Consider the following 22039-nt stretch of genomic DNA (forward strand, 5'->3'; position numbering starts at 1 on the left):
CTAGCGGAAATGGGGCAGGTGCAGGGCCTCGGCCAAACGCTCCAGCCCCGTGGTCGGCACTTCGGTCGACCATAGCTGCCCAGAGACGGCGCGCTGACGGCCCTCGTTGAACAGGGCTTCCATCGCTGCGGTCTCAAAGTTCAGGATGTTGGATGTCTGCGCCTCATTGGGGATAGAGGCGGTCTTCAGCGGTATGCCCTGCGCGGCGCACAGAGTGGTCGCCGTAATCAAGGACTGGCGATACGAAAAACGCAGCATGGCCTCGAAACTGCGCATCATGACGGCAGGCAGATTGGGCGCGACGGCCCTTGGCTGCGGGTCCAGCATGGTGTTGACGATCACATGCACGCGCCCGCCCTTCAGCCGCTTGCCCAGCTTGTTCCAGCGCAGCAGGCCTTCGGGCATGATGAACAGCGGAGCCGAGACGCCGCCATCCACGTGCATTTCCTCATAGAGGCAGCCTTCGTACTCGGTGGTGATGCGGTGTGGGCTGAAAATGCCCGGCAGGCTGGCCGAGGCGACCAGCACCTCGCGGAACAGTTTCAGGGCTTGTTCGCCGCCGTGGCTGGCGATGGCACCCATGTCCCAGATACAGCAGGCCTGATGGTCCAGATCAGTGGTGGCCACCAACAGGCGACGGCCACGCGCATGTTGAGCAGCAACGGCGGTAATCAGTTCTGCATCGACAAACGGTTCGATCAGGCTGTGCAGGGCCTCAGCCTTCAACAGGCCGCCACTGAACATGGCCATGCGGCGCGGGCTGAGCAGCTGTTTGGCATGGCCGCCGGTATAGGCGTCCTTCAGCTTTTCGTCCAAGCTGGGTCCCAGAAAGGCGAGGGGCGCGATCAGGGCACCGGTGCTGACGCCCGTTACCAGTGCAAACTCTGGCCGTGTGCCGGTCTCGGTCCAGCCGGTCAGCGCGCCCGCCCCATAGGCTCCGCCAGCAGCCCCGCCGGACAGGGCGAGGATGTCGAACCGTCCTGACGTCCAGCCCGAACGGGGCAGGGACAACCGGTCCGCCGCCAGCGCCAGCGACGTCTCTGCCGCCGACACGGTCAGACGAATGTCCTTGAACCCCTTCACCTCCGCATGGGCCACAGGGGCGCACGGCAGACGGCGCCCGCGTTTGGGGCGGGGCGCAGCAGGAACCGGAGACGGCAGATCAGTCATAGCCACAGCCTTGCCCAGCCGTCCCCGCGATAGCAAGCGGCCTTAATAGCCGCGCGCGTCGGCCAGACGGTTCATGTGGTAGTGGCTGTCGCCCAGCGTTTCGTTCAGCACCCGCACGCGTTTCATGTACAGACCGATGTCGAACTCGTCGGTCATGCCGACACCGCCGTGCATCTGCACGCCTTCCTGAACGGCCAGTTCGGCCACGCGTCCGGCCTTGGCCTTGGCGACCGAGGTGGCCAGATCGACGCCCTCGCGGCCCTCGTCGATGGCTTGTAGGGCCCCCAGCGTCGCCGCCTTGGTCAGTTCCAGCTCGGTATAGAGGTGGGCTGCGCGGTGTTGCAGGGCCTGAAACTCGCCGATCAGCTTGCCGAACTGCTGGCGCGTGCGCAGATACTCCAGCGTGATGGCAAAGGCCTGATCGCCCGCACCGTTCAAACTAGCTGCCGTGCAGGCCCGCCCCATAAACAGGGCCTTGTCCAGTGTGGCCTGTCCGGCACCGGCCTCGCCGATCAGGGCATCGGCATTGACCTCGACGTCCTTCAGACTGATGCGGGCGGCATTGTGGGCATCGACCATGAGGGTGCGCTCGATCGCCACGCCTTGGGTCTTGGGATCGATCAGGAACAGGCTGAGGCCTTCATCGGTCCGGGCGGCCACGATCAGGGCATCGGCCACGTGGCCGTCCAGCACCATGGCCTTGTCGCCGTTCAGCCGGAAGCCATTACCGCTGCGTTCGGCGCGGGCCTCGATCTTTTGCGGGGCGTGTTTGGCCCCTTCGTCGATCGCCAGCGACAGTATCGCCTCGCCCGCAGCAATCTTGGGCAGCCAAGCCTTTTGAGACTCGCTACCCGCGTCCTTCAGCACGCTGGCCGACAGGATGGCACTGCCCAGAAAGGGCGAGGGCGTCAGGGTGCGGCCAAGGCTCTCGGCGATCACGCCCGCCTCGACGGCACCGAGGCCCGAGCCGCCATGCTCTTCGTCGATGATCACACCCGCAAAGCCCATCTCGCCAAAGGCCTTCCACAGATCACGCGAAACGCCGTCGGCATCGCGGCTGTCTCGCAGCTGGCGTAGATGTTTGATCGGCGCATTTTCTTTTAGAAAGCCGTCCACCGCCTCGCGCAGCATGACTTGTTCTTCTGTCAGGATCAGCGGCATGGGGTCAGGCTCCCGGCAGGGTCAGCAGGTGTTTGGCGATGATGTTCAGCTGCACCTCGGTGGTGCCGCCCTCGATGGAGTTGGCCTTGGTGCGCAGCCAGCTACGGGCACGCTCGCCGTCCTGCGAGCGTTCGCCTTCCCATTCCAGCGCGTCGATGCCCCCTGCCGACATCAGCAGTTCATAGCGGCGCTTGTTCAGTTCCGAGCCATAGTATTTCAGCACCGAAGCCAGCGCAGGATGGGCCTGTCCGGCCTTCATACGGTCCACAGCACTGTCCATGGCCAGCTGGAAGGCGGCACCGTCCAGTTCCCATTCGGCGATGCGTGCGCGCAGCATGGGATCATCCAGACGGCCCAGATCGTCGCTGCCGATGCTGTCGCGGGCGACTGCGCCTAACGGGCGACCCATCATGCTCTCGCCCATCTCGCCGATCATGGTCCGCTCATGGGCCAACAAGTATTTGGCGACGTCCCAGCCGCGATTGAGTTCGCCGACAAGGTCTTCCTTCTCGACGCGTACATTGTCGAAGAAGGTCTCGCAGAAGGGCGATTTGCCTGAAATCAGGGTGATAGGTCGGGTCGACACACCGGGGGTGGTCATGTCGAACAGGACAAAGCTTATGCCGCGGTGTTTGCTGGTCGGGTCGGTCCGCACCAGACAGAAAATCCAGTCGGCCTGATCGGCATAGGATGTCCAGATCTTCTGGCCGTTGACGATCCAGTGGTCGCCCTTGTCCTCGGCGCGGGTCTGTAGTGAGGCGAGATCGGACCCCGAACCCGGTTCGGAATAGCCCTGACACCAGCGGATTTCGCCGCGCACGATGGGCGGCAGGAATTTCTTCTTCTGCTCTTCGGTACCGAACGCCAGAAGCGCTGGCCCCAGCATCCAGATGCCAAAGCTGTTCAGCGCAGGCTGGGCCTTGATGCGGCGAAGCTCGCTGGCCAGCACCTTGGCCTGCGCCCGCGTCAGGCCGCCGCCACCGTATTCGGCGGGCCATTCCGGTGCGGTCCAGCCCTTGGCCCCCATCCGCTCCATCCAGAGCTTGTGGGCGGGCGTCTTGAAGGTGGCGTTGCGGCCACCCCAGATCATATCGTTTTCAGACTCGATCGGCCCGCGCACTTCGGGCGGGCAGTTGTCTTCCAGCCAGCGGCGCACCTCGGCGCGGAAGCCTTCCAAATCGCTCATGGCTTTTGCGTTTCCCAGTCAGGCGGCTTCTAGAGGGCCGCTTTCGTGATCGACGTTACCACACGCGTTTTGATTGGCTACTGTCTCTAGAGCGCTTGTCGATCACACCTTCTTGGGCAGGAAGGGCGAGAAGGTGATCACCGTAAAGGTGTCGCGGATGTGTGGACGGGTCTGCACCTGTTTGGTGACAAAGGTGCCGATGTCGGCGTCCTTGGGCAGGTGGAATTTTGCCAGAAGATCGTGCTGGCCCGAGGTGGAATAGACCTCGCTGACGTTCTCGACATTGTCCACCAGATCGGCGGCTACGTCATTGGCATAGCCCAGCTCGCATTTGATGAAGACGAAAATGGCGGTCATCATGGTGGCAACACTCCCTTGGATGCTCCTGCCTTAGCGCGCGGGGAGGGGCGGGCCAAGGGAGCGCCCAAGACAAAGGGCGCTGCGGTTGCCCGCAACGCCCCACAAATCTCTAAAGCCCTACGTCTGGCTTATTTGGCCAGCTTGGCCTGATGTGCAGCCTGACCGGCGACGATCAGGTCAGCGGCTTCCTGAGCCGAGCCCCAGCGGTCAATCTTCACGAACTTGCCTTTTTCCAGGTCCTTGTAGCGGGTGAAGAAGTGCTCGATCTGCTGCAGCTGGATTTCCGGCAGTTGTTCGTACGAGGTGACGTCCTTGTAGAAGGGGGTCATCTTGTCGACCGGCACGCACAGGATCTTCTCGTCGCGGCCTGCTTCGTCGGTCATGATCAGCACGCCGATCGGACGCGAACGCAGAACGCTGCCCGGAACCACCGGATACGGGGTCAGGACCAGAACGTCGCACGGGTCACCGTCGTCCGACAGGGTGTGCGGGATGAAGCCGTAGTTGGCCGGATAGATCATCGGGGTCGACAGGAAGCGGTCGACGTACAGCGCGCCCGAATCCTTATCCATCTCGTACTTCACCGGCGTGCCGCCAGCCGAAATCTCGATGATGGCGTTGACGTCCCACGGGGCGTCCTTGCCGACCGGAATGGCTTCGATGTTCATATTTGTGCTCTATTGCAGATGCGAATGAAGTTGGCGGGCGTGATAAGCTTTGCGCACGCATACGGCAAGCGGCACCACGTACGCACAGGCGGGTTTGCGCCTCTGCGGGTAAGGAAAATGGTCGATGTTGGCTCTGGATTGGGTCTCCCTAATCGTCTTCTGTCTGGCTTGGCTGGGGTATGATCCACTGCTGGGGGTGTTGGCGCGAAAGAGTGGCACACTGAATGCGGACATGTTGCTGATCCGTCAGGCGTGGATGCGGGCCATGACCGAGCGCCAGATGCGTCTGGTCGATGCCCAGTTGATGGGCCACACCATTTCCTCGGCTTCGTTTTTCGCCTCGACCAACCTGCTGTTGATTGCGGCGGTTGCGGGGGTGTTGTTCGGCGGAGATACCGCCTTGCGCAATATTGCCAATCTGGGAGCCGACGCGCCCAGTATTCAGGTGATGGAGGGTAAGCTGGCGCTCATCATCGTCTGTCTGGCGCGCGGCCTGCTCGATCTGGTCTGGGCGCTGAGGCAACTGAACTATACGGTGGCCCTGATCGGTGCCGCGCCAGAAGTCCACGAAGAGGCAGATCGCGCCACCTTTGCGCAGGCGGCCGCCCGCGTGCTCAATCCGGCACTATCCTCGTTCAATCGCGGGGTGCGGGGCTATTATTTCGCCCTCGCGGCGGCAGCGTGGATGTTCGGCGCGATATGGCTGCTTTTGGCGGTCGTTGCGGTGACCGCCCTGTTGCTGTGGCGCCAGATCGGATCGCCGGCGGCGCAGGCCGTCCGTCACGCGCGACGCCTGCTGGATCGTGGTTAGACCTTGGTCGTGCTGCACTGCGAAATGGCACTCTAAAAGGCCCAATTTCCTGCCGTTTCACGCAATTGTTGCAGTTCATGAAACAGGGTGTGACAGAGTTTCGCGAATCCGGGGTTGATATTTTGTGCGCTGCAACCTAGCTTGAGTTTCGACGCTTTTGAGCGTCTCGCCCTTCCTGGGCGTTTCCTCCCTATAGACTTTCAAAGCCGCGCCGGACTTGGCGCGGCTTTTTTTTATCTGTCGTCAGGGGTGGCCGAGGTCTTGGGCTGCCTGTTGGCACAGACGGGTCATGACGCGGCGGATCACGCCCGCACAGCGTTTCCAGCCTTCAGAAGGCTGGTGTTTGGCCTCATCCCAATACAGCGCACGGTTGATTTCGACTTGCAGGGCGTGAAGTTCCTCGTCCGGACGGCCCCAGATCTGGGTCGCATAGCCGCCCGCATAGGGGCGGTTCAGGCCCACGCGCCAGCCCTCGGCCTCGAACAGGCTGCGCACGCGCCGCGTCCACACCGCATCGCAGCTGGAGCCGAAGCGGTCGCCCAGCACGATATCCGGCCCGCCGCGCCCCGTGGCCCTCTGGGGCATGGAATGCCAGTCCACCAGCACCGCACGGCCCGCCTGCGCCTTGGCCTGATGCATCAGCCCGCCCAGCGCCTGATGATAGGGCCGATGCACACGGTCCAGCCGCGCCTGCACCGCCGCCATATCCAGCCGGTGGCCGTATAGCGGCAGACCATTGCCGGACTGGCGGTGGATCACCCCATAGCCCGCCAGTGCCTTGGCACTGCCTTCCGGCACCGGACAGTCACGGATCAGGGCCGGGTCCAGATCGGCGGCATTGCGGTTCAGGTCCACATAGGCCCGCCCCGTGTGGCAAACGATCACATCGGCCCCCAGCGTCTCCGCTCCCGCGATCAGCAGATCGACATGGGCATCCTCGGTGGTGCGCACAGTCTCTAGGGGCGCAACCGTTCCCATGTCTTGCGGATAGTGTCGACCGGAATGGGCCGAGGCGAACACCAACCCTGTCTTCGGCCCCGCGCACGCCATCACCTCGAACGCAGGCGTATCCAAGGCGTCAGCAGCAGGGGCAGGGGGTGTGTCCGTGGGTTCGGCCATACGCTGATGTACCGCGCTTTGCCCCATTCGTCGCCCCGTTGATCGTGGTAGGCCGATACCTGATTTCACCGAACGGGCTTCATCCAAGATTTACGCCTGAAGCCCTAGTCTGGTTACCACTGATTCTTTCATCCTCGGGCATTCCCCTATGGCGCGTATTCTTCTGGCCGAAGACGATCATTCTCTGCGGGGCTTCCTGACGCGTGCGCTGGAACGGGCGGGGCATGAGGTCACCGACTGCGAGAACGGTGATGATGCCATCGACGCCCTTCAGGCAGGCACCTTCGATCTGCTGCTGACCGACATTGTCATGCCCGGCGCAGACGGCATCGAAGTGGCCCGCGTGGCCAGCGGTCTTTATCCCGGTATGAAGATCATGTTCATCAGCGGCTTCGCTGCGGTCGCCCTGACCGCTGCACAGGCTTCGCCGCAGGCCAAGGTGCTGGCCAAGCCCGTCCACCTGCGCGACCTCGTCGATGAAGTGGACAAGATGATTGCAGCGTGATGTGAAAAATCACGGAAAAGGTTGAAAAAACCTCTTGCCGATTCCCAAAAAGGCGGGCTATACGACCGGCCTTCCCGCCCACCAAGGCAACTTGGACGGGCCGCAGAAAAGGCGGACGCGTAGCTCAGCGGGAGAGCACTACGTTGACATCGTAGGGGTCACAGGTTCAATCCCTGTCGCGTCCACCATTCTCTTCAAGCACTTAGCGTTTCTGATCGTAGGGTGCCCCCCAGAATCCCCCCAGAAACTCACTGAAATACCTGTAATCGGTACGGTTCGCGCGCGTTTAGCGCACGAAAAAAGGGCGATCCGCGTGCGGACCGCCCTTTTTCTGCATATCTGGAATGCTCTTAGCCGCCGTAGCTGGAGCGGCTGCTGGTGCCAAAGCCACCGCGACTGACGGCGCGCGAGCCTTGGTCGGCTTGGGCGGGGCGGGTGGTGGTGGCGGCAGGGGCAGCGGTGGTGGTCGGGCGGGTACGACCGGCGAACTGGCCGTCAGGGGTGCGCAGGCTGTCGCCACGGCGGAACAGCGGCGAGGCAGGGGCGCGATTGCCGCCGCTCAGCAGACGACCCAGCATGAAACCGGCCAGCAGAGGCATGAACATGGACGTGCCATTGGCCTCGGTGCGCTGTTGGCACTGACCGGCTCCGAACTCTTGCTCACAGTCAGCTTGCGAGCCGAACTTCGGCGCATTCTCGGCGGCCTGGTTGGCAGCGGTGCGATAGGCGGCTTCACACTCCGACGCGGTGGCTGTGCCCGAGGCCACGCATTCGTCCAGGGACTGGAAGGCCCCTTCGACGCGCGTGTCCCAGCTGTCTTCCGGCGAGGCGGCAGCATTGGTCGCGGCGGCATTGTTCTGCGGGGCATTGGCTTGGGGCGGAGAGCCACAGGCGGCGAGCGTGAAGCTGGCCGTTGCCATCAGGCTGCTGAGATGCAGCACGCGCGAACGCTTCAGACGGTCCATGCCGCAGGTCGATGCTTTCGGATCAGCCATAAGACCGCAATGCCTCGCTAAAATATGCCGCTTTCGGCACGCCAGAATCTTCTAAACTGTGTATCGCTTATCCGCCTCAGTGAACAAGGTCCGGCATGCAACGTATCGATTTCGCCCCGCGCCCCGATTGGGAGGCCAAGGCCCGCGCTGTCGGCTTCACATGGAGCCACGACAACGGCCAGCCCTATTGGGACGAGACGGCGGCCTATGCCTTTTCGCTGGAGCAGATCGAGAACGATATCGAGGCCCCCACCGAAGAACTGCACGACATGTGTCTGGATCTGGTGGCCGAGGTGGTGGCGTCCCAAGAGCTGATGGAGGCGGTCGATATCCCCGCCGACATGCGCGACTATGTCGCCAACACTTGGAAACATGCCCAGCCGTCGCTTTATGGCCGGTTTGACTTTGCCTATGACGGCAACGGTCCGGCCAAGCTGTACGAATACAATGCCGACACCCCCACCAGTATTTTCGAGACGGGCGTGTTCCAGTGGCTTTGGCTGGAAGAGCAGATCGAGGCGGGCGTGCTGCCGTCCCATGCCGACCAGTTCAACAGCCTGCATGAAAAGCTGGTGGCGCGCTTTGCTCAGCTGTTCCCGCCGATCACGCCGATCCATTTCTCATCGGACGCCAACTTCGTTGAGGACCGCCAGACGGTGCTGTTCCTTGAGGACATTGCGGTTCAGGCCGATCTGAAGCCGCGCTTTGTGGCCATCAGCGACATCGGCGTGGACGCCGCAGGCCGCTTTGTTGATCTGGAAGACCGACCGATCACGGCCCTGTTCAAACTCTATCCGTGGGAAGACATGTTGCGCGATCCGTTCGCGCGCCATCTGTCGGCCAGCGGTGTGCGGATGCTGGAACCCGCGTGGAAGGCCATACTCTCCAACAAGGCCATCCTGCCCCTGCTGTGGCAGCGCCACCCCGGCCATCCCAATCTGCTGGAAGCCTATTTCGAGGATGATCCGGCTCGTTCGGCCTTGGGCCGTGACTATGCGCGCAAACCCTTTTTCTCGCGCGAAGGGGCTAATGTCGAACTTTTCGAGCAGGGCCGCAGCAGCGGGGTTCAGGATGGCGGCTATGGCGAAGGCCGCCACATCCTTCAGGCCCTGCACGCCCCGCCGCGCTTTGCGGGCAATCACGTCATCGTGGGTTCATGGATCGTCGGCGATGCCGCGGCAGGTATGGGCTTGCGCGAGGATATGGGCCGCGTGACCCGCAATACCTCGCGCTTCTTGCCGCACTTTATCCGCTAGGGATCAGTAGGTCAGGCGAACGCCCGCTCTCACGGTGCGCGGGGCCGTATAGCCTTCGACGCCCGTGGCGGTGACCGAGGTGGCGCCGTCTTCGTCGAACACATTGTCCAGCGCCAGCCACAGGGCGGCATGGCGGTCGAACTGCCATTCGGTGCGGGCATCGACGGTCCATGCCGCCTTGAGCGTGCGGCTGTTCAGGTCGTCGTCGAAGCGGTCAGACTCATAGCGGGCGCTGATACCCATCTGCCAATCGGTAACGGGTTGCCAGTCCACGCCCAGCGTCGCGGCCCATTCGGGGGCCTGTGCGGGGCGAAGGCCGGTCAGTTGCTGCGCGGCGCTGCCGCCGTCCACTTCGGAATCGGTCCATGCCAGCGCGCCGCGCAGATGAAGGGCGTCCGTCACGGCATAGCGTCCGTTCAGTTCGACGCCCACGGCCTCGATGGTTCCGGCATTCTGGCGCTGACGCAGCACGCCGCCTGCGGGCACAAAGCCCGCGCGCGGGAAGGTGCCGGGGCCCTCGGCCAAGGTCACATTGACGATCACATCGTCGATACGGTTCCAGAACAGCACCCCGCCCAGCGCCAGACGGCCGCTGTCATAATCAACGCCTGCCTCGACCCCGCTCAGCTTTTCGGGCACCAGAGCGGCATTGGCTTCGGTCAGATCATTGCCGACACGGAACGGGCGGTGCAGTTCATTCAGACTGGCCGGACGGAAACCCGTATAGGCCGAGCCGCGCAGCGACACCGTTTCGCTCAGCGCGCGCCGCACGCCAAGACGGGCGCTGATGACTTCGTCAGAGCGTTTGTCCTCGCCTTCGTCCAGCAGCAGGCCACCATTTTCCAGATCGGCTTCGCGGCGGAAACCGTTTTCATTTGTCCACTGGTCCAGACGCAGGCCACCGGCGATCAGCCACGGCCCGCCCGTCCATGACCCGTCGGCGTAAAGACCTGCCACCGAAGCCTCGCCGCCCGCCTTGCGGTCGCGGGTGAAGGCCCCGTTCATGAAGCGGAACAGTTCCTGCGTCTGCCCCTCGTTAAAGCGGGCATCGGCACCGACTTCCCATTCCAGAAACCCGCCTGCCAGCCCATCGCGCCGACGTACGGCGGCATTCACGCCCCAGCCTTCAGCGGGGGTGCGATACTGTTCATTGGCAGGCGTAGTGGTGTTGCGGTCCGCCGTTACCGAGGCCGAGGAATTAAACAGATTGCTGTGGGTGGACCATGCTTGAAGTCGCCATCCGGTTACGCCTTCGCTCGGCTGGCGGGCTAGGGTGGCCGACACGCTGTGGCCACTGGCATTGGCGCGGTTCTCGCCAAGGCCCGAACCTCGATCCTCTTCCCACGTGGCGGCACGAACCGACATCTGCACATCGTCCGCCACAGCATAGTCGAGTCGACCCGACAGGGCCTCGGCCTTCAGGTCCATAGGACGGTCGGCCACGCCCGCTGCAGAGCCACGCACAGGCACATAGCCGTCGCTGACTTCATGTAGACCCGAAACGGTCAGGGCCACACGCCCGTGAGACACGCCTGCCGTGCCCGCGGCGCGAAGACCGCCACGCTCGGCGATGGACAGGTCCATCACGCCGCCATCGGCATCACGCTCGTTCAGAGCCACCACACCGGTCAGCGCGCCCGCGCCATAGGGACCCGCGCCCGCGCCACGGATGACATCGATGTTGCCAAGGCTTTCAGGGATGGCCTGCGCCCAGATCACCCAGTTGCCGAACGGGTCATTCAGCGGCACGCCGTCCAGAGTGACCAGCGCCCGTCCGGCGCCTGTCGGTGCAATGGCGCGCAAGGACAGGCCTTGGGTCGTCGGATTGGCGGCCAGACTGTCTGCACGGCGGAACAGCGAGACATTGGGCACTTCGCGCAGAGCGGTATCGGTTCGCACCGCGCCCTTGATCTGGTCCTGCCCCAGCCGGATGACGGCGAAGGCGGCCTCAGACGCCGCCGGTGGCAGGCGCGCTGCCGTCACCACAACCTCCTGCACCTGAACAGGTTCGGACAGATCGGTGGGAGGCGTTTGATAATCGAACACGGCAAAACCTTAACTCGTGGGGGCGCATTACGAGAACGCCGTGATGCGCTGTCCCTGTCAACAATCGGGCATAACAAAAGCCCCGCCGAAAGGGTTCGGCGGGGCTTTGGCCGTCAGTGAAACTGATGGACTTAGTTCGACGGCGCGGCGTCGCGAATGTTGTCAGCCTTTTGTTCGGCTTGTTCAGCCACAACGTCAGCCTGAGCATTCAGAGCGTCGGTCTGTGCGTCGGTAGCAGCAGCGTCAGCTTGGTTTTCCAGCTGGGTCACAGCGACGTCGGCTTGAGCTTCGACGGCGTCGGCGCGGGCGTCGGCTTCCTTCTCGGCAGCGTTCTGGCAAGCAGCCAGGCCGGTCATGGCAGCAACAGAAATGGCAGCAAGTACGAGTTTACGCATAAGGGGGCTCCTCCCAGAGTGCGGTGAAAAAACATAAACGTCGTGGACTCACATTCGGTTCACGCGCCCGTGAACTTTTGTCGAAATGCGAACGCGAAAATGTCGCCCTCCGCCATAGAAAATGCCCCGGAGCCAACGGTTCCGGGGCACGATAATCTTGATTTCAGAAAGACTTACTGGATTTCAGAGATCGACAGGGTGCCGGATTCGATTTCACCCGAAATCGTACCGACCCAGACGTCATAGACGCCTTCCTGCGCGCGATTGAAGTGAACGCGCGGGTTTAGATCGCCGTCGCTGTCGTCATCGCAATAGAAGCTGCCGTCCGGCGCATTGATCATCAGCGTGGTGTCACCGTCCGACGCGAAGGTGAAGGTCAGCGGGTTGCTGCCGTTCGCACGATAGGTCAGCTCATAGTCCGGAGCTTGCGAGACATAGCCCGAGCACTGGCCGTGGACCGATGAAGCCGAGACACTGCCACCAGCGGCCATGGTGACGGTGTGCGGATCAGGCGTGAACCCTGCGCGCAGGATGACTTCACCGAAGTTGGCTTCCTGCGACATATCGATGGTGGAACCGGACGCCACTTCACTGGAGGCCAGTTCAGAGATTTCCAGACGGGCGTTGGCGGTGTTCTCGTTAAAGGTGCCAACCCAGATGTGATAGTTGCCCGAGGCAGGACGCGGGAAGCCGACTTCCGGATTGAGGTTGTTGGCATCGTCATTGCACTGCCACGAACCGCCCGGATCGCGGATGACCAAGGTGGTGTCTTCGCTGGACGTCACGCGGATGTTCAGCGGCATGTCGCCTGCCGTATAGCGCAGCACATAGTCGGGGTTATGCCCGATGTTGCCGTTGCAACGCCCGCCCGCCAGACGGCCCGCGTCGGTGCCGCCACCCGCAGTGAGTTCGACCACGTGGGGATCAGGGGTGAACCCCGCTTCCAGGCGAACCTGGCCAAAGACGGGAGTACCGCGCCAGTCCTGAGCCTGTGCAGCCGTAACCGGTGCCATAGCGAGGGCGGCGATCAGCACAGGACGGATGAATCGCGACATGTCTTATCTCCAAAGCCGAACTTCGTTCGTAAGGAAGAGGGTTATGCGATTGCCCAGAGGTTAGGGCAATCCACAGACATGTTATCGCCATTCAGTTTTACGTTTGGGCACAAATGCGCGTCATTTCTCGCGCGAGCGCAGGACATCCAGCACATTATCGAGACGCAGACCGCGGGCGTGGAGCAGGACCAACAGGTGGTAGATCAGGTCTGCTGACTCATTCAGAACCTCTTCGTCCGGTCCGGCGGTGGCGGCCAAGGCGGTTTCCACGCCTTCCTCGCCCACCTTCTGGGCGATGCGTTTGACGCCCTTTTGCATCAGGCGGGCGGTCCAGCTTTCTTCCGGATCGGCCTGGGCGCGCTCGACGATGGTGCGCTCCAGACGCGCCAACTGACCGAGGCCCGGGGCCACCTCGTCACCGAAGCACGAGGTGCGGTTCAGGTGGCAGGCATTGGCGTTGACGGGGCGCACCTTAACGACAACCGCATCGGTGTCGCAGTCCGGCGTGACCGAGACGACATTGAGGAAGTCGCCCGAGGTCTCGCCCTTGCGCCAGCGACCGCCGCGCGAGCGCGAGAAGAAGGTCGCCTGACCGCTCTCCAGAGTTTCCTGCAGGGCGGCTTCGTCCATATAGGCCAGCGTCAGCACCTGTAGGGTGTCGGCATCCTGCACAATGGCGGGGATCAGGCCGTTGCCCTTGGCGAAGTCGATGGCGGAGACATCTACGGAAGTTTTCAGATCGGTCATAGACGCACCTCCACCCCGTTCTGGTCGAGGTAGGCTTTGAGATCGGGAATGGCGATAGCGCCGGAGTGGAAGACACTGGCGGCTAGAGCACCGGAGACGTCGGCATCCTTGAACGCCGACAGGAAGTGTTCGACCGCACCCGCACCGCCGGAGGCAACCAGCGGGATGTTCAGGCGCTGGCAGGCGGCGCTCAATTGCGGGATGTCATAGCCCTTGCGGACGCCGTCCTGATCGATGCAGTTCAGCACGATCTCGCCGGCACCCAGCGACTGAGCCTCAAGAATCCAGTCCATCGTCAGCTTGCCTGCGCCGCGTCGGGCATTGGGGTCGCCGGTGTATTTGTGGACCTTCCACTCACCATCCTGAAACGCGCTGTCGACACCGACGACGACACATTGGCGGCCCAGCACCTGCGCCATTTCGCCGATCAGTTCGGGGCGTTCCAGAGCCGGAGAGTTGATCGACACCTTGTCTGCACCGTGGTCGAGGCAGCGTGCGGCCTGTTCGACCGTGCGGATGCCACCGGCCACGCAGAAGGGGATGTCGAGCAGGCGGGCAATATCCTGCACCCACGAATAGTCGAGAGTGCGGCCTTCGGGGCTGGCGGTGATGTCGTAAAACACCAGCTCGTCAGCGCCCTGATCGCGATAGCGCGCGGCCAGTTCAGCGGCGTCGCCCATATCGACGTGGCCTTCAAAGCGCACGCCTTTGACAACGCGGCCGTCCTTGACGTCGAGGCAGGGGATAATCCTACGGGCGGTCATCAGGCCACGGCCTTGATGGCTTCGGCGACGGTGAATTTGCCCTCATAGATGGCGCGGCCGGTGATGGCACCGTCGCAGCCGATGGCCTTGGCTCCGGTTAGGTCGTCCAGAGTGGCGACACCGCCCGAGGCCTGGATTTTCAGCTCAGGACGACGCTTCAGGGCTTCGCCCAGCAGGTCCAGATTAGCACCGGTCAGTGCGCCGTCGCGGCTGACGTCTGTCATCAGCACGTGGCGCAATAGATCCGATGGATAGCGCTCCAGCACGGTCCACAGGTCGACGCCCGCCGACTGGGTCCAGCCCTTGAGGGCAGGCACGGGCATGTCGTCTTCGTATTTCACATCGAGCGCGAGGGTGATGGCTTCGGGACCGAACTGGTCGAGCCAGGCCAGAACCTGATCGGAATCCGTTACCGCCAGCGAGCCGATGACCACGCGGTTCACGCCCGCATCCAGCAGGCGCTTGATGTCTTCCTCGCTGCGAACACCGCCGCCGCACTGGATTTTGACATCCACCGACTTGGCCATTTCACCGACCAGTTCGTATTGGCGTGCACCACCAGCCTTGGCCCCGTCCAGATCGACGATGTGGACCCACTCGGCCCCTTCGGCGGCAAAGGCAGCAAGGCGCGAGGCGGGATTATCGTCGTAGCGCGTGACCTTGTCGAAATCGCCGTGCATCAGGCGCACCGCGAAGCCGTCTTTCAGGTCGATGGCGGGATAGATAATCATGCGGGCAACTCGAGGAAATTCTTGAGGATACGGGCACCGGTCTTGGCAGACCGTTCAGGGTGGAACTGGCAGCCCCAGCGGTTTTTGAAGTTCACCACAGCGGGTACAGGCAGGCCGTAATCGGCAGCGGCGATGGTGGCCTCGCCATCGGGGCAGACGAAGCCGTGGACGAAATAGGCCCACTCGCCGTCGTTCACGCCTTCAAGAAGCGGATCTTCGCGGCGTTTGGTGAGGCGGCTCCAGCCCATGTGGGGCGAGGGCATGGAGGGCTTGGGCTTGATGGCGGTGACGCGGCCCGGAATCAGGCCCAGCATGGCCACATCGCCATCCTCGTCAGAGGCTTCGAACAAAAGCTGCTGGCCAAGGCAAACACCCATCAGCGGGCGTTCGAACTGGCGAAGCGCCTCGGTCAGGCCAAGGCTGTTCAACTGTTTCATGGCATAGCCTGCCGCGCCGACGCCGGGCAGGATTACGCGCTCGGCGTCCAGCACATCGTCAGGATCTGCGGTGACGCGCACACGGGCACCCAGACGTTCGAGTGCGAAACGCACCGAGGCGACATTGCCCGAGCCATAACCGATCAGGGTGACGTTCATCTTACAGAACGCCCTTGGTCGAGGGGATTGCGTCGCCTTCAACCTTGATGGCCTGACGCAGCGCGCGGCCAAAGCCCTTGTAGCAGGCCTCGGTCTTGTGGTGGTCGTCAGTGCCGGTGACGGTGATGTGCACGGCAGCGCCAAGGTGTTCGGCCAGCGAACGGAACACGTGGGCGGTCATGTCTGTGCGGTAGTCACCGAGGTAGGGTGTCTCGAACGTGCCCTCGAACACAGGGAAGGGACGGCCCGACAGGTCGATAGAGACAACCGCATTGGCCTCGTCCATCGGCAGGACAAAGCCATAGCGCTGAATGCCCTTGCGTTCGCCCAGTGCCTGTTTCAGCGCCTGACCCAGAGCAATGGCGCAGTCCTCGATCGTGTGGTGCGGATCGGTGTGCAGGTCGCCTTCGCATTTCAGGCGCAGCGAGAAGCCGCCGTGCGCCGCGATCTGTTCCAGCATGTGGTCAAAGAAGCCGACGCCGGTTTCGATCTTGACCGGAGCGGCCTCGTCAAGGTTCACCGCGCAGACGATGCGGGTCTCCTTGGTGTCGCGCACCGACTGGCCGATGCGCGGGGCGCGGGCCTTGCCGACGCTCATGCCAAAGGCGGCGAGCAGGCGGTCGTTGACCTCGGTCTTGACCGAAACGGGCAGGCGCAGCCGCTCTTCGGACACATCGGCTGTGATGCCGAACACCTTGAGCTGGCCAAGGGCGGCTTCGAGGTTTTCAGGGCGGGTGACGATGATCGGGCCGACGCCCTGATCCACCGGCATAAGACGCGACAGCTCACGCACCAGTCGCTCGCGCTCGCGGCGCACGGTGGCGATGCGCTCGGCACTTTCCAGCATCCGCGACGGGTCCAGTGCCTGCTGGGCCATTTTCACCAGCGGCGACGGCAGGGCATAGGGTTCCAGCACCGAGGCCAGACGCTCCAGTGTCAGCGGCTGGGCCAGCGCGGCGCCCACGCGCGCACCGGCCAGGCCATAGGCCAGCGACAGGCTGCGCAGGACGATCAGGTTCGGCACATCCTTGATAAGGGTGGCCGCCGAGGTCGCATCGGAGAACTCGACCACGCCTTCATCCACCACCAGCAGGGCAGGGGCGACGCGGGCGGCCATTTCGGTGATGGCTTCCGGCGAGCCGATGGCGCGGGCGATCACGGCCATGGCCTCGCCCTTGGCCGGATAGATGGCTTGCAGGCGGCTATAGGGTTCGGACTTGGGAGCCTCGACCGAGCCACCGTCGCGCAGAGCCAGACGCCAGACCAGTTCCAGCGCGTGGGTCAGGCCGCGTACCGGCAGCACCTGATCGGCGCTGACGCCATAGATTTCGGCCATACGAGCGGCCAGCGCGGCGGGGTTGGACGGATAGGCGTCCAGACCCTCGGCACCGGAGATCAGCGGGGTAAAGGGGGCGGGAAGGCTCATGCCTCGCTCCTGTAATCAGCGGCGCGGGCGTGGGCTTCGAGGCCTTCCAGTCGCGCAAGGCGGGCAGCGATCGGACCAAGGGTGCGGGCACCCTCTTCGTTCACATACTGCACCGACATCGAGGTCATGAAGCTGGCGGTGGTGATACCGCCCAGCGTGCGCGCACCGCCATCGGTCGGCAGGACGTGGCTGGGACCAGCGGCATAGTCGCCAAGGGTCTCGGCGGCCCAGCCACCGACGAAGATGGCCCCTGCGGCTTCGATACGGTCCACCAGATCACCGGCGTCTTCGGTCTGAAGCGCAAGGTGTTCAGGGCCATACATATTGATGGCTTCGATCACATCGTCCGGATTGCGGGCGAGAATGGCGCGGGCTTCACCCAGAGATGCGCGGGCGATCTCGGCGCGCGGCAGGGTGCCGACCTGTTCCTCGACCTCTTCCAGAATGGCCTGAAGGGCGGTCTTGGTGGTGGCGACAAGGATGACCTGTGCGTCGGTATCGTGCTCGGCCTGAGACAGAAGGTCGGCAGCGGCAATCACCGGATCGGCGGCGCTGTCGGCCACGACCATCAGTTCGGATGGGCCAGCGGGCATGTCTACGGCTGGGCCGGCGGGCAGGGCGTTGGCCTGTTTCTTGGCCTCCGCCACATAGGCATTGCCGGGGCCGAACAGCTTGTCACAGCGCTGGATGATGCCGTCTTCCAGCTCGACGCCAAAGGTCAGGGCGGCGATGGCCTGTGCTCCGCCGATGGCCCAGAGAGCGTCAAGGCCCGCCTCGGCAGCGGCTATGATCATGGCCGGGTGGACCGAGCCGTCCTTGGACGGCGGGGTGACGGCCACGCGGGTTTTCACACCGGCGACCTGTGCCGGAATGGCCTGCATCAACAGAGACGAGAACAGCGGGGCCGTGCCGCCCGGCACATAGATGCCTGCCGCACTGATGGCGCGCCAAGCGATCTTGGAGCGCACACCGGCGGTGGTTTCGATCAGTTTGGTGTCTTCGGGCTTGGTTGCCTGATGGAAAAGGCGGATGTTTTCCGCGGCCATACGGATGGCGCGGGTGTCGGCAGGTGCCAGTTGGTCACGGGCCGCGTTCAGGGTCTCGTTGTTGATCGGAATGCGGCGCGGGGGTGCGCCGTCCAGCTTGATGCACCATTCGGTGACGGCGGCACCGCCACGCAGGGCGACATCCTGCATGATCTCGCGCACCACATTGGTGACATCAGCGGCAACGCGCTGCGACGGGCGGGCCAGAGCCTCGCGTTTTTGGGCCGCGTCCAGTTGGGACCAGTCGATAGTCTTCATCACATCATCTTCTCGATGGGCAGGACGAGGATGGCCGAGGCACCCACGGCCTTCAGCTTCTCCAGCGTTTCCCAGAATACAGCTTCCTGACACACGGCGTGGACCGCCACGGCATCATCACGACCGGCCAACGGCATGATGGTCGGCGAGCCTGCACCCGGCAGGATGGCGATGATCTCGTCCAGCGCGGCGCGCGGGGCGTTCATCATCACATATTTGGCACCCGAGGAGGCGATGACCCCGCTCATGCGCTCCATGACGCTGTCCAGCAGATCGACGAGTTCCGGCTCGGGCGCGGTCGGCGATTTGATCAGGACGGCTTGGGATTCAAACACGGTGTCGCGGGCGACAAGGCCGTTGGCCTCCAGCGTCGCGCCGGTCGAGACCAGATCGCAGATGCCGGTGGCCAGCTTCATGCGCGGCGCGACCTCGACCGCACCGCGCATCAGCACTACATCGGCCTTCACGCCTTCATTGGCGAGATAGCGCTTCAGGATGTTGGGGTAGGAGGTGGCGATACGTTGGCCTTCCAGCGTCTTGGGGCCATTCCAGTCACCCGGCAGGGTCGCCAGTTTCAGCGTGCAGCGGCCAAAGCCCAGCGGCATGACGATCTCGGCGTTCGGGCCGCCGTTGCGGCCTTCTTCCAGCACGTTCTCGCCGACGATGCCGAGGTCGCACACGCCATCGGCCACGAAGGTGGGAATGTCGTCGTCGCGCACCCGGATCAGGTCGATCGGGTAGTTTTCGACGCGATACAGCAGCTCGTTATGACCCTTGACCCATTTCAGGCCCGCGTCGCGGATCAGGTCCAGCGAGCGGTCGGCCAGACGGCCGGATTTCTGAATGGCGATGCGGAGCCGACCTTGTGCGGTGCTCATGGGTTTACTCTCTCGGGTCAGAATCTTCAGTCAGCGGAAATGCGATCAAGGGCGATGCGATAGCCCTGATGCGGCATGTCCTTCAGATAGCGGGCGACGCGGACCACGGTGGTCGGACTGGCCCCGGCCTCGGCAGCGATCTCGCGATAGGATTTGTCGCCCGCGTCCAACAGGCGGGCCACTTGCCAGCGCTCGGTAAAGGCGCGCAGCTCGGCGGGGGTGCAGAGATCGGCCAAAAAGGCCGCCATTTCCTCACGGCTCTTCATGGCCAGCAAGGCATCAAGCAGTGCCTCGCGGGCTGCGTCCTTGGTGGCCGCTTGATCGGCAGCAATGGCAGGTTCGGTCGTCATGCGCGTTCCACTATGCTGTAACAGTGGAACGGTCAAGGATTTTGTTACAGCGTGGTGTTACGCTTTAGTAGACATCGCGGCGATAGCGACCGGCGTCCGTCAGGCCCTGAAGCGTCTCGGTGCCCAATACGGTTTCCAGCGCCGCATGCACGCCCTGCGACATGCCTTCCAGACTGCCGCAGACAAACACATAGGCGCCGCGCTCGACCCAGCGGACGATGTCGCGGGCGTGTTCGGACAACAGATGCTGCACATAGCGGCCATCGCCTTCGTCGCGTGACCAGGCGTGATCCACACGGGCGATCTGACCGGCGGCCTGCATGGCCTTCAGCTCGTCGCCGAACAGATTGTCATGGGCCGAGGTGCGCTCGCCAAACAGCAGCCACGCATCGCCCGCGCGCGGCACCTTCAGATGGGCGCGCAGACCGGCAATGCCGGTGCCATTGCCGATCAGGATGATGGGGGCCGCATCGGGCGCAGACCGGAAGCTGCGGTTCGGGCGAATGCGCATCTGCACCACCTCGTCCAGCTTGAGCTGACGGATCAACCAGCCGGAGCCCAGGCCATAGCCGCCGTCCGGCGTGGTCATCAGGCGAATGCAGAACTCAGCCGCGCCATCGGCGGGCACCGAAGCCAGCGAATATTCACGCACTACAGTGGCTGCGCCCTCGCTGCTCGGCAGAGCGATTTCGGCAATGTCGCCTGCTTCCCAGACCGAGCGGTGGCCGATGGGTTGGAACACCAGATGCCACGCTTCGCCACCGGGGCTTCCGGGGTTCATATGAGTTTTGCGGACCAGCTGCCACGGCTGGAACGGGGCCGGGGTAAAACCTGCACCGCTTTCGGCACCGGCCAGTTTGGCCAGCTCACCCTGCCATGCGGCCAGAGCGACGGGGTCGTTGTTGTCGACCTCGATACGGCTGAACAGGGGCTTGGCGGCACTGGCGACCAGCCAGTCGTCCAGCTGACGGCCAAAACCGCAATACTGGTCATAGCTGCTGTCGCCCAGTGACAGCACGCCATAGGACAGGTGCGGCAGGGCCGAGGCTTCGGTCATCTGGCGGCGCAGAAAACCAGAGGCATTGTCGGGCGCATCGCCTTCTCCGGTGGTAGAGGCGACAAACAGGACAGTACGGGCAGCCGCCAACACTTCTGGCGTCAATTCCGACAAAGGCACAGGACGCGCAGGTGTGCCCTGCTGTGATAGCCACTCGGCACTATCCCACGCCAGATTTTCCGCCGTTCCCGTCTGGCTGCCATAGGCCAGCAAAACCGTGTCGGAGGCTGCATCGCCCATGGCGGCGGCGCGCGCCTTGGCCGCCTTGGCATCGCGGCGAACCTTGGCCACGACCCACAAGGTCAGGGCCAGCCACAGGCCGACACAGATGGCGGCGCAGATCCAGTGGGTGGGGTTATGGGTCACGACAAAAGCGACAGGCGGTTTAGGCCTCGTCCTCCATCATGGCGGCATAGGCAGGCGTCATCCGCTCGACCAGCCCTTGCGCGGTACGCTCTACGAAATGGGCGGCCAGACCCATGGCCTCGGCCAGTTCAGGTCCGTCAACCGGACCCAGAACCGTCAGGGCGGTGGCAAAGGCGTCTGCGCGCATGGCCGAGGCGTCAAAGACTGTTACCTGCGCCAAGCCATTGGCCACAGGGCGACCCGTAGAGCCGTCGATGGTGTGGCTATAGGTGGTGCCATTGTGGCTGAACTGACGGCGCCAGTCGCCGGACGTGGCCACGGCGAGATCAAACAGGGCCGCCACCGTGCGCGGAGCCGGAGAGTTTTCGACCGTTTCGATTTCGACCCACCACGGCTGGGCATCGGGTTTGACGCCGCGTCCTTTCAGCTCGCCGCCGATCTCCACCAGATGCGAGGTGGCACCCATGGCGGTCAGGCGCTCGGACACGCGGTCCACCGCATGGCCCTTGGCGATGCCGGAGAAGTCCAGCTTCATGCCACCGATCTGAAGCGCTGACTGCTGTTCACGGTTCAGGCGCAGGCGGTTCCAGCCGCTGACCTTGGCCGCGGCGGCTATCTCTTCGTCGGTCGGGACAGGCAGCAGTGACAGGCGCTGACCCAGCGGGCCAAAGCCCCACAGGTCCACCAACGCCCCCAGCGTCGGATCGACCGCGCCGTTCACATCGTCTGCAATGTCGAGAGAGGCTGTCAGCAGGGCCCAGAAATCATCAGACAGAGGCACAAAGCCTTCGCCTGCGCGGTTGAACCGGCTGATCTCGCTGTTCGTCACCCACGGGCTGAACAGGGCGATCACAGTCTCCAGTTCGGCCTCGATGGCCACGCGGAAATCTTCCAGATCGCTGCCCATCGGCGGCACAAAACGAACCTGCCAGGTCGTGCCCATGCTGGCTCCGTCCAGCGACCAGACCAGATCACTGGGCGGACGCTCCGGCCCCCCGTTTACCTGCGGGATCAGCACGCGGTTCTCGCCGAAGTCATTAGCGACGGCGTCTCCGATGATGATCGGCGCGGGCGAGGAGCTGGAGCGTTTCAT

General features: G+C 63.6%; 23 protein-coding genes and 1 tRNA gene. 4 read left to right on the forward strand and 20 right to left on the reverse strand.

Annotated features, from left to right (window positions below; translation table 11 throughout):
• The 5 genes from B3B04_RS08440 to ppa all read right to left on the reverse strand — a co-directional run bounded on the left by B3B04_RS08440 (position 1) and on the right by ppa (position 4545).
• Positions 1 to 1170 carry a patatin-like phospholipase family protein gene (locus B3B04_RS08440; protein ID WP_292041886.1) on the reverse strand — a complete coding sequence of 390 codons (1170 nt, stop codon included), beginning with the start codon at positions 1168 to 1170 and terminating at the stop codon, positions 1 to 3.
• A gap of 42 nt (positions 1171 to 1212) precedes the next feature.
• The gene (locus B3B04_RS08445) at positions 1213 to 2331 is read right to left on the reverse strand and encodes an acyl-CoA dehydrogenase family protein (RefSeq protein WP_292041888.1); all 1119 of its coding nucleotides are present in this window, start codon (positions 2329 to 2331) and stop codon (positions 1213 to 1215) included.
• Positions 2332 to 2335: 4 nt separating this feature from the next.
• Positions 2336 to 3517, reverse strand: coding sequence for an acyl-CoA dehydrogenase family protein (locus B3B04_RS08450; protein WP_292041889.1), 1182 nt, complete (start codon positions 3515 to 3517; stop codon positions 2336 to 2338).
• Between the two features lie 102 nt (positions 3518 to 3619).
• Complete coding sequence (locus tag B3B04_RS08455; RefSeq protein ID WP_292041891.1) at positions 3620 to 3877, reverse strand: Lrp/AsnC ligand binding domain-containing protein; 258 nt, start codon at positions 3875 to 3877, stop codon at positions 3620 to 3622.
• Positions 3878 to 4005: 128 nt separating this feature from the next.
• Positions 4006 to 4545 carry an inorganic diphosphatase gene (ppa, locus tag B3B04_RS08460; protein ID WP_292041892.1) on the reverse strand — a complete coding sequence of 180 codons (540 nt, stop codon included), beginning with the start codon at positions 4543 to 4545 and terminating at the stop codon, positions 4006 to 4008.
• 124 nt (positions 4546 to 4669) lie between these two features.
• Here ppa and B3B04_RS08465 point away from each other — a divergent pair, with 124 nt between their 5' ends.
• On the forward strand, positions 4670 to 5356 hold the full coding sequence (locus B3B04_RS08465; protein ID WP_292041894.1) for a DUF599 domain-containing protein: 687 nt from the start codon (positions 4670 to 4672) through the stop codon (positions 5354 to 5356).
• Between the two features lie 243 nt (positions 5357 to 5599).
• Here the strand turns inward: B3B04_RS08465 and B3B04_RS08470 are convergent, their stop codons facing one another.
• Positions 5600 to 6475: an N-formylglutamate amidohydrolase gene (locus B3B04_RS08470; protein ID WP_292041895.1), complete on the reverse strand. Its 876-nt coding sequence runs from the start codon at positions 6473 to 6475 to the stop codon at positions 5600 to 5602.
• A 148-nt stretch (positions 6476 to 6623) separates the two neighbouring features.
• On the opposite strand from B3B04_RS08470, the gene cpdR reads away from it, so the two are divergent.
• Together cpdR and B3B04_RS08480 are read left to right on the forward strand one after the other, a co-directional pair.
• A complete protein-coding gene (cpdR, locus tag B3B04_RS08475; protein WP_292041896.1) occupies positions 6624 to 6980 on the forward strand; it encodes a cell cycle two-component system response regulator CpdR in 357 nt (118 codons plus the stop codon).
• Between the two features lie 113 nt (positions 6981 to 7093).
• Positions 7094 to 7168: transfer RNA gene (locus B3B04_RS08480), tRNA-Val, on the forward strand.
• Positions 7169 to 7330: 162 nt separating this feature from the next.
• Here the strand turns inward: B3B04_RS08480 and B3B04_RS08485 are convergent.
• Positions 7331 to 7975 carry a DUF1190 domain-containing protein gene (locus tag B3B04_RS08485; protein WP_292041897.1) on the reverse strand — a complete coding sequence of 215 codons (645 nt, stop codon included), beginning with the start codon at positions 7973 to 7975 and terminating at the stop codon, positions 7331 to 7333.
• Positions 7976 to 8070: 95 nt separating this feature from the next.
• On the opposite strand from B3B04_RS08485, the gene B3B04_RS08490 reads away from it, so the two are divergent.
• On the forward strand, positions 8071 to 9231 hold the full coding sequence (locus B3B04_RS08490) for a glutathionylspermidine synthase family protein (RefSeq protein ID WP_292041899.1): 1161 nt from the start codon (positions 8071 to 8073) through the stop codon (positions 9229 to 9231).
• 3 nt (positions 9232 to 9234) lie between these two features.
• Here B3B04_RS08490 and B3B04_RS08495 read toward each other — a convergent pair whose 3' ends face one another.
• The 13 genes from B3B04_RS08495 to B3B04_RS08555 all read right to left on the reverse strand — a co-directional run bounded on the left by B3B04_RS08495 (position 9235) and on the right by B3B04_RS08555 (position 22039).
• Complete coding sequence (locus B3B04_RS08495; protein ID WP_292041900.1) at positions 9235 to 11277, reverse strand: TonB-dependent receptor; 2043 nt, start codon at positions 11275 to 11277, stop codon at positions 9235 to 9237.
• 131 nt (positions 11278 to 11408) lie between these two features.
• Entirely contained in the window at positions 11409 to 11672 is a 264-nt protein-coding gene (locus B3B04_RS08500) for a hypothetical protein (protein ID WP_292041901.1), read from the reverse strand.
• Positions 11673 to 11845: 173 nt separating this feature from the next.
• Positions 11846 to 12727, reverse strand: coding sequence for a hypothetical protein (locus tag B3B04_RS08505; RefSeq protein WP_292041902.1), 882 nt, complete (start codon positions 12725 to 12727; stop codon positions 11846 to 11848).
• Positions 12728 to 12847: 120 nt separating this feature from the next.
• Positions 12848 to 13474, reverse strand: coding sequence for a bifunctional phosphoribosyl-AMP cyclohydrolase/phosphoribosyl-ATP diphosphatase HisIE (hisIE, locus tag B3B04_RS08510; protein WP_292041905.1), 627 nt, complete (start codon positions 13472 to 13474; stop codon positions 12848 to 12850).
• Positions 13471 to 14238 (reverse strand): imidazole glycerol phosphate synthase subunit HisF, encoded by a 768-nt coding sequence (hisF, locus tag B3B04_RS08515; protein ID WP_292041908.1) that lies wholly within the window; start codon positions 14236 to 14238, stop codon positions 13471 to 13473. The genes hisIE and hisF overlap by 4 nt, the downstream gene beginning before the upstream one ends.
• Complete coding sequence (gene hisA / locus B3B04_RS08520; protein WP_292041910.1) at positions 14238 to 14969, reverse strand: 1-(5-phosphoribosyl)-5-[(5-phosphoribosylamino)methylideneamino]imidazole-4-carboxamide isomerase; 732 nt, start codon at positions 14967 to 14969, stop codon at positions 14238 to 14240. Before hisA ends, hisF begins: the two co-directional genes overlap by 1 nt.
• Positions 14966 to 15565, reverse strand: coding sequence for an imidazole glycerol phosphate synthase subunit HisH (hisH, locus tag B3B04_RS08525; RefSeq protein ID WP_292041911.1), 600 nt, complete (start codon positions 15563 to 15565; stop codon positions 14966 to 14968). Before hisH ends, hisA begins: the two co-directional genes overlap by 4 nt.
• 1 nt (position 15566) lies before the next feature.
• Positions 15567 to 16991, reverse strand: a complete 1425-nt coding sequence (hisB, locus tag B3B04_RS08530; RefSeq protein WP_292041912.1) for an imidazoleglycerol-phosphate dehydratase HisB — start codon at positions 16989 to 16991, stop codon at positions 15567 to 15569.
• Positions 16988 to 18295, reverse strand: a complete 1308-nt coding sequence (hisD, locus tag B3B04_RS08535; protein WP_292041913.1) for a histidinol dehydrogenase — start codon at positions 18293 to 18295, stop codon at positions 16988 to 16990. Before hisD ends, hisB begins: the two co-directional genes overlap by 4 nt.
• Positions 18295 to 19173, reverse strand: coding sequence for an ATP phosphoribosyltransferase (gene hisG / locus B3B04_RS08540; RefSeq protein WP_292041916.1), 879 nt, complete (start codon positions 19171 to 19173; stop codon positions 18295 to 18297). The genes hisD and hisG overlap by 1 nt, the downstream gene beginning before the upstream one ends.
• Positions 19174 to 19199: 26 nt before the next feature.
• Positions 19200 to 19523, reverse strand: coding sequence for a YerC/YecD family TrpR-related protein (locus B3B04_RS08545; protein ID WP_292041918.1), 324 nt, complete (start codon positions 19521 to 19523; stop codon positions 19200 to 19202).
• 64 nt (positions 19524 to 19587) lie between these two features.
• A complete protein-coding gene (locus B3B04_RS08550; protein ID WP_292041921.1) occupies positions 19588 to 20946 on the reverse strand; it encodes a sulfite reductase subunit alpha in 1359 nt (452 codons plus the stop codon).
• A gap of 19 nt (positions 20947 to 20965) precedes the next feature.
• Positions 20966 to 22039 carry an FAD:protein FMN transferase gene (locus B3B04_RS08555; RefSeq protein WP_292041925.1) on the reverse strand — a complete coding sequence of 358 codons (1074 nt, stop codon included), beginning with the start codon at positions 22037 to 22039 and terminating at the stop codon, positions 20966 to 20968.

Source organism: Brevundimonas sp. UBA5713 (genome assembly GCF_002419815.1).
Classification (GTDB): Bacteria; Pseudomonadota; Alphaproteobacteria; order Caulobacterales; family Caulobacteraceae; genus Brevundimonas.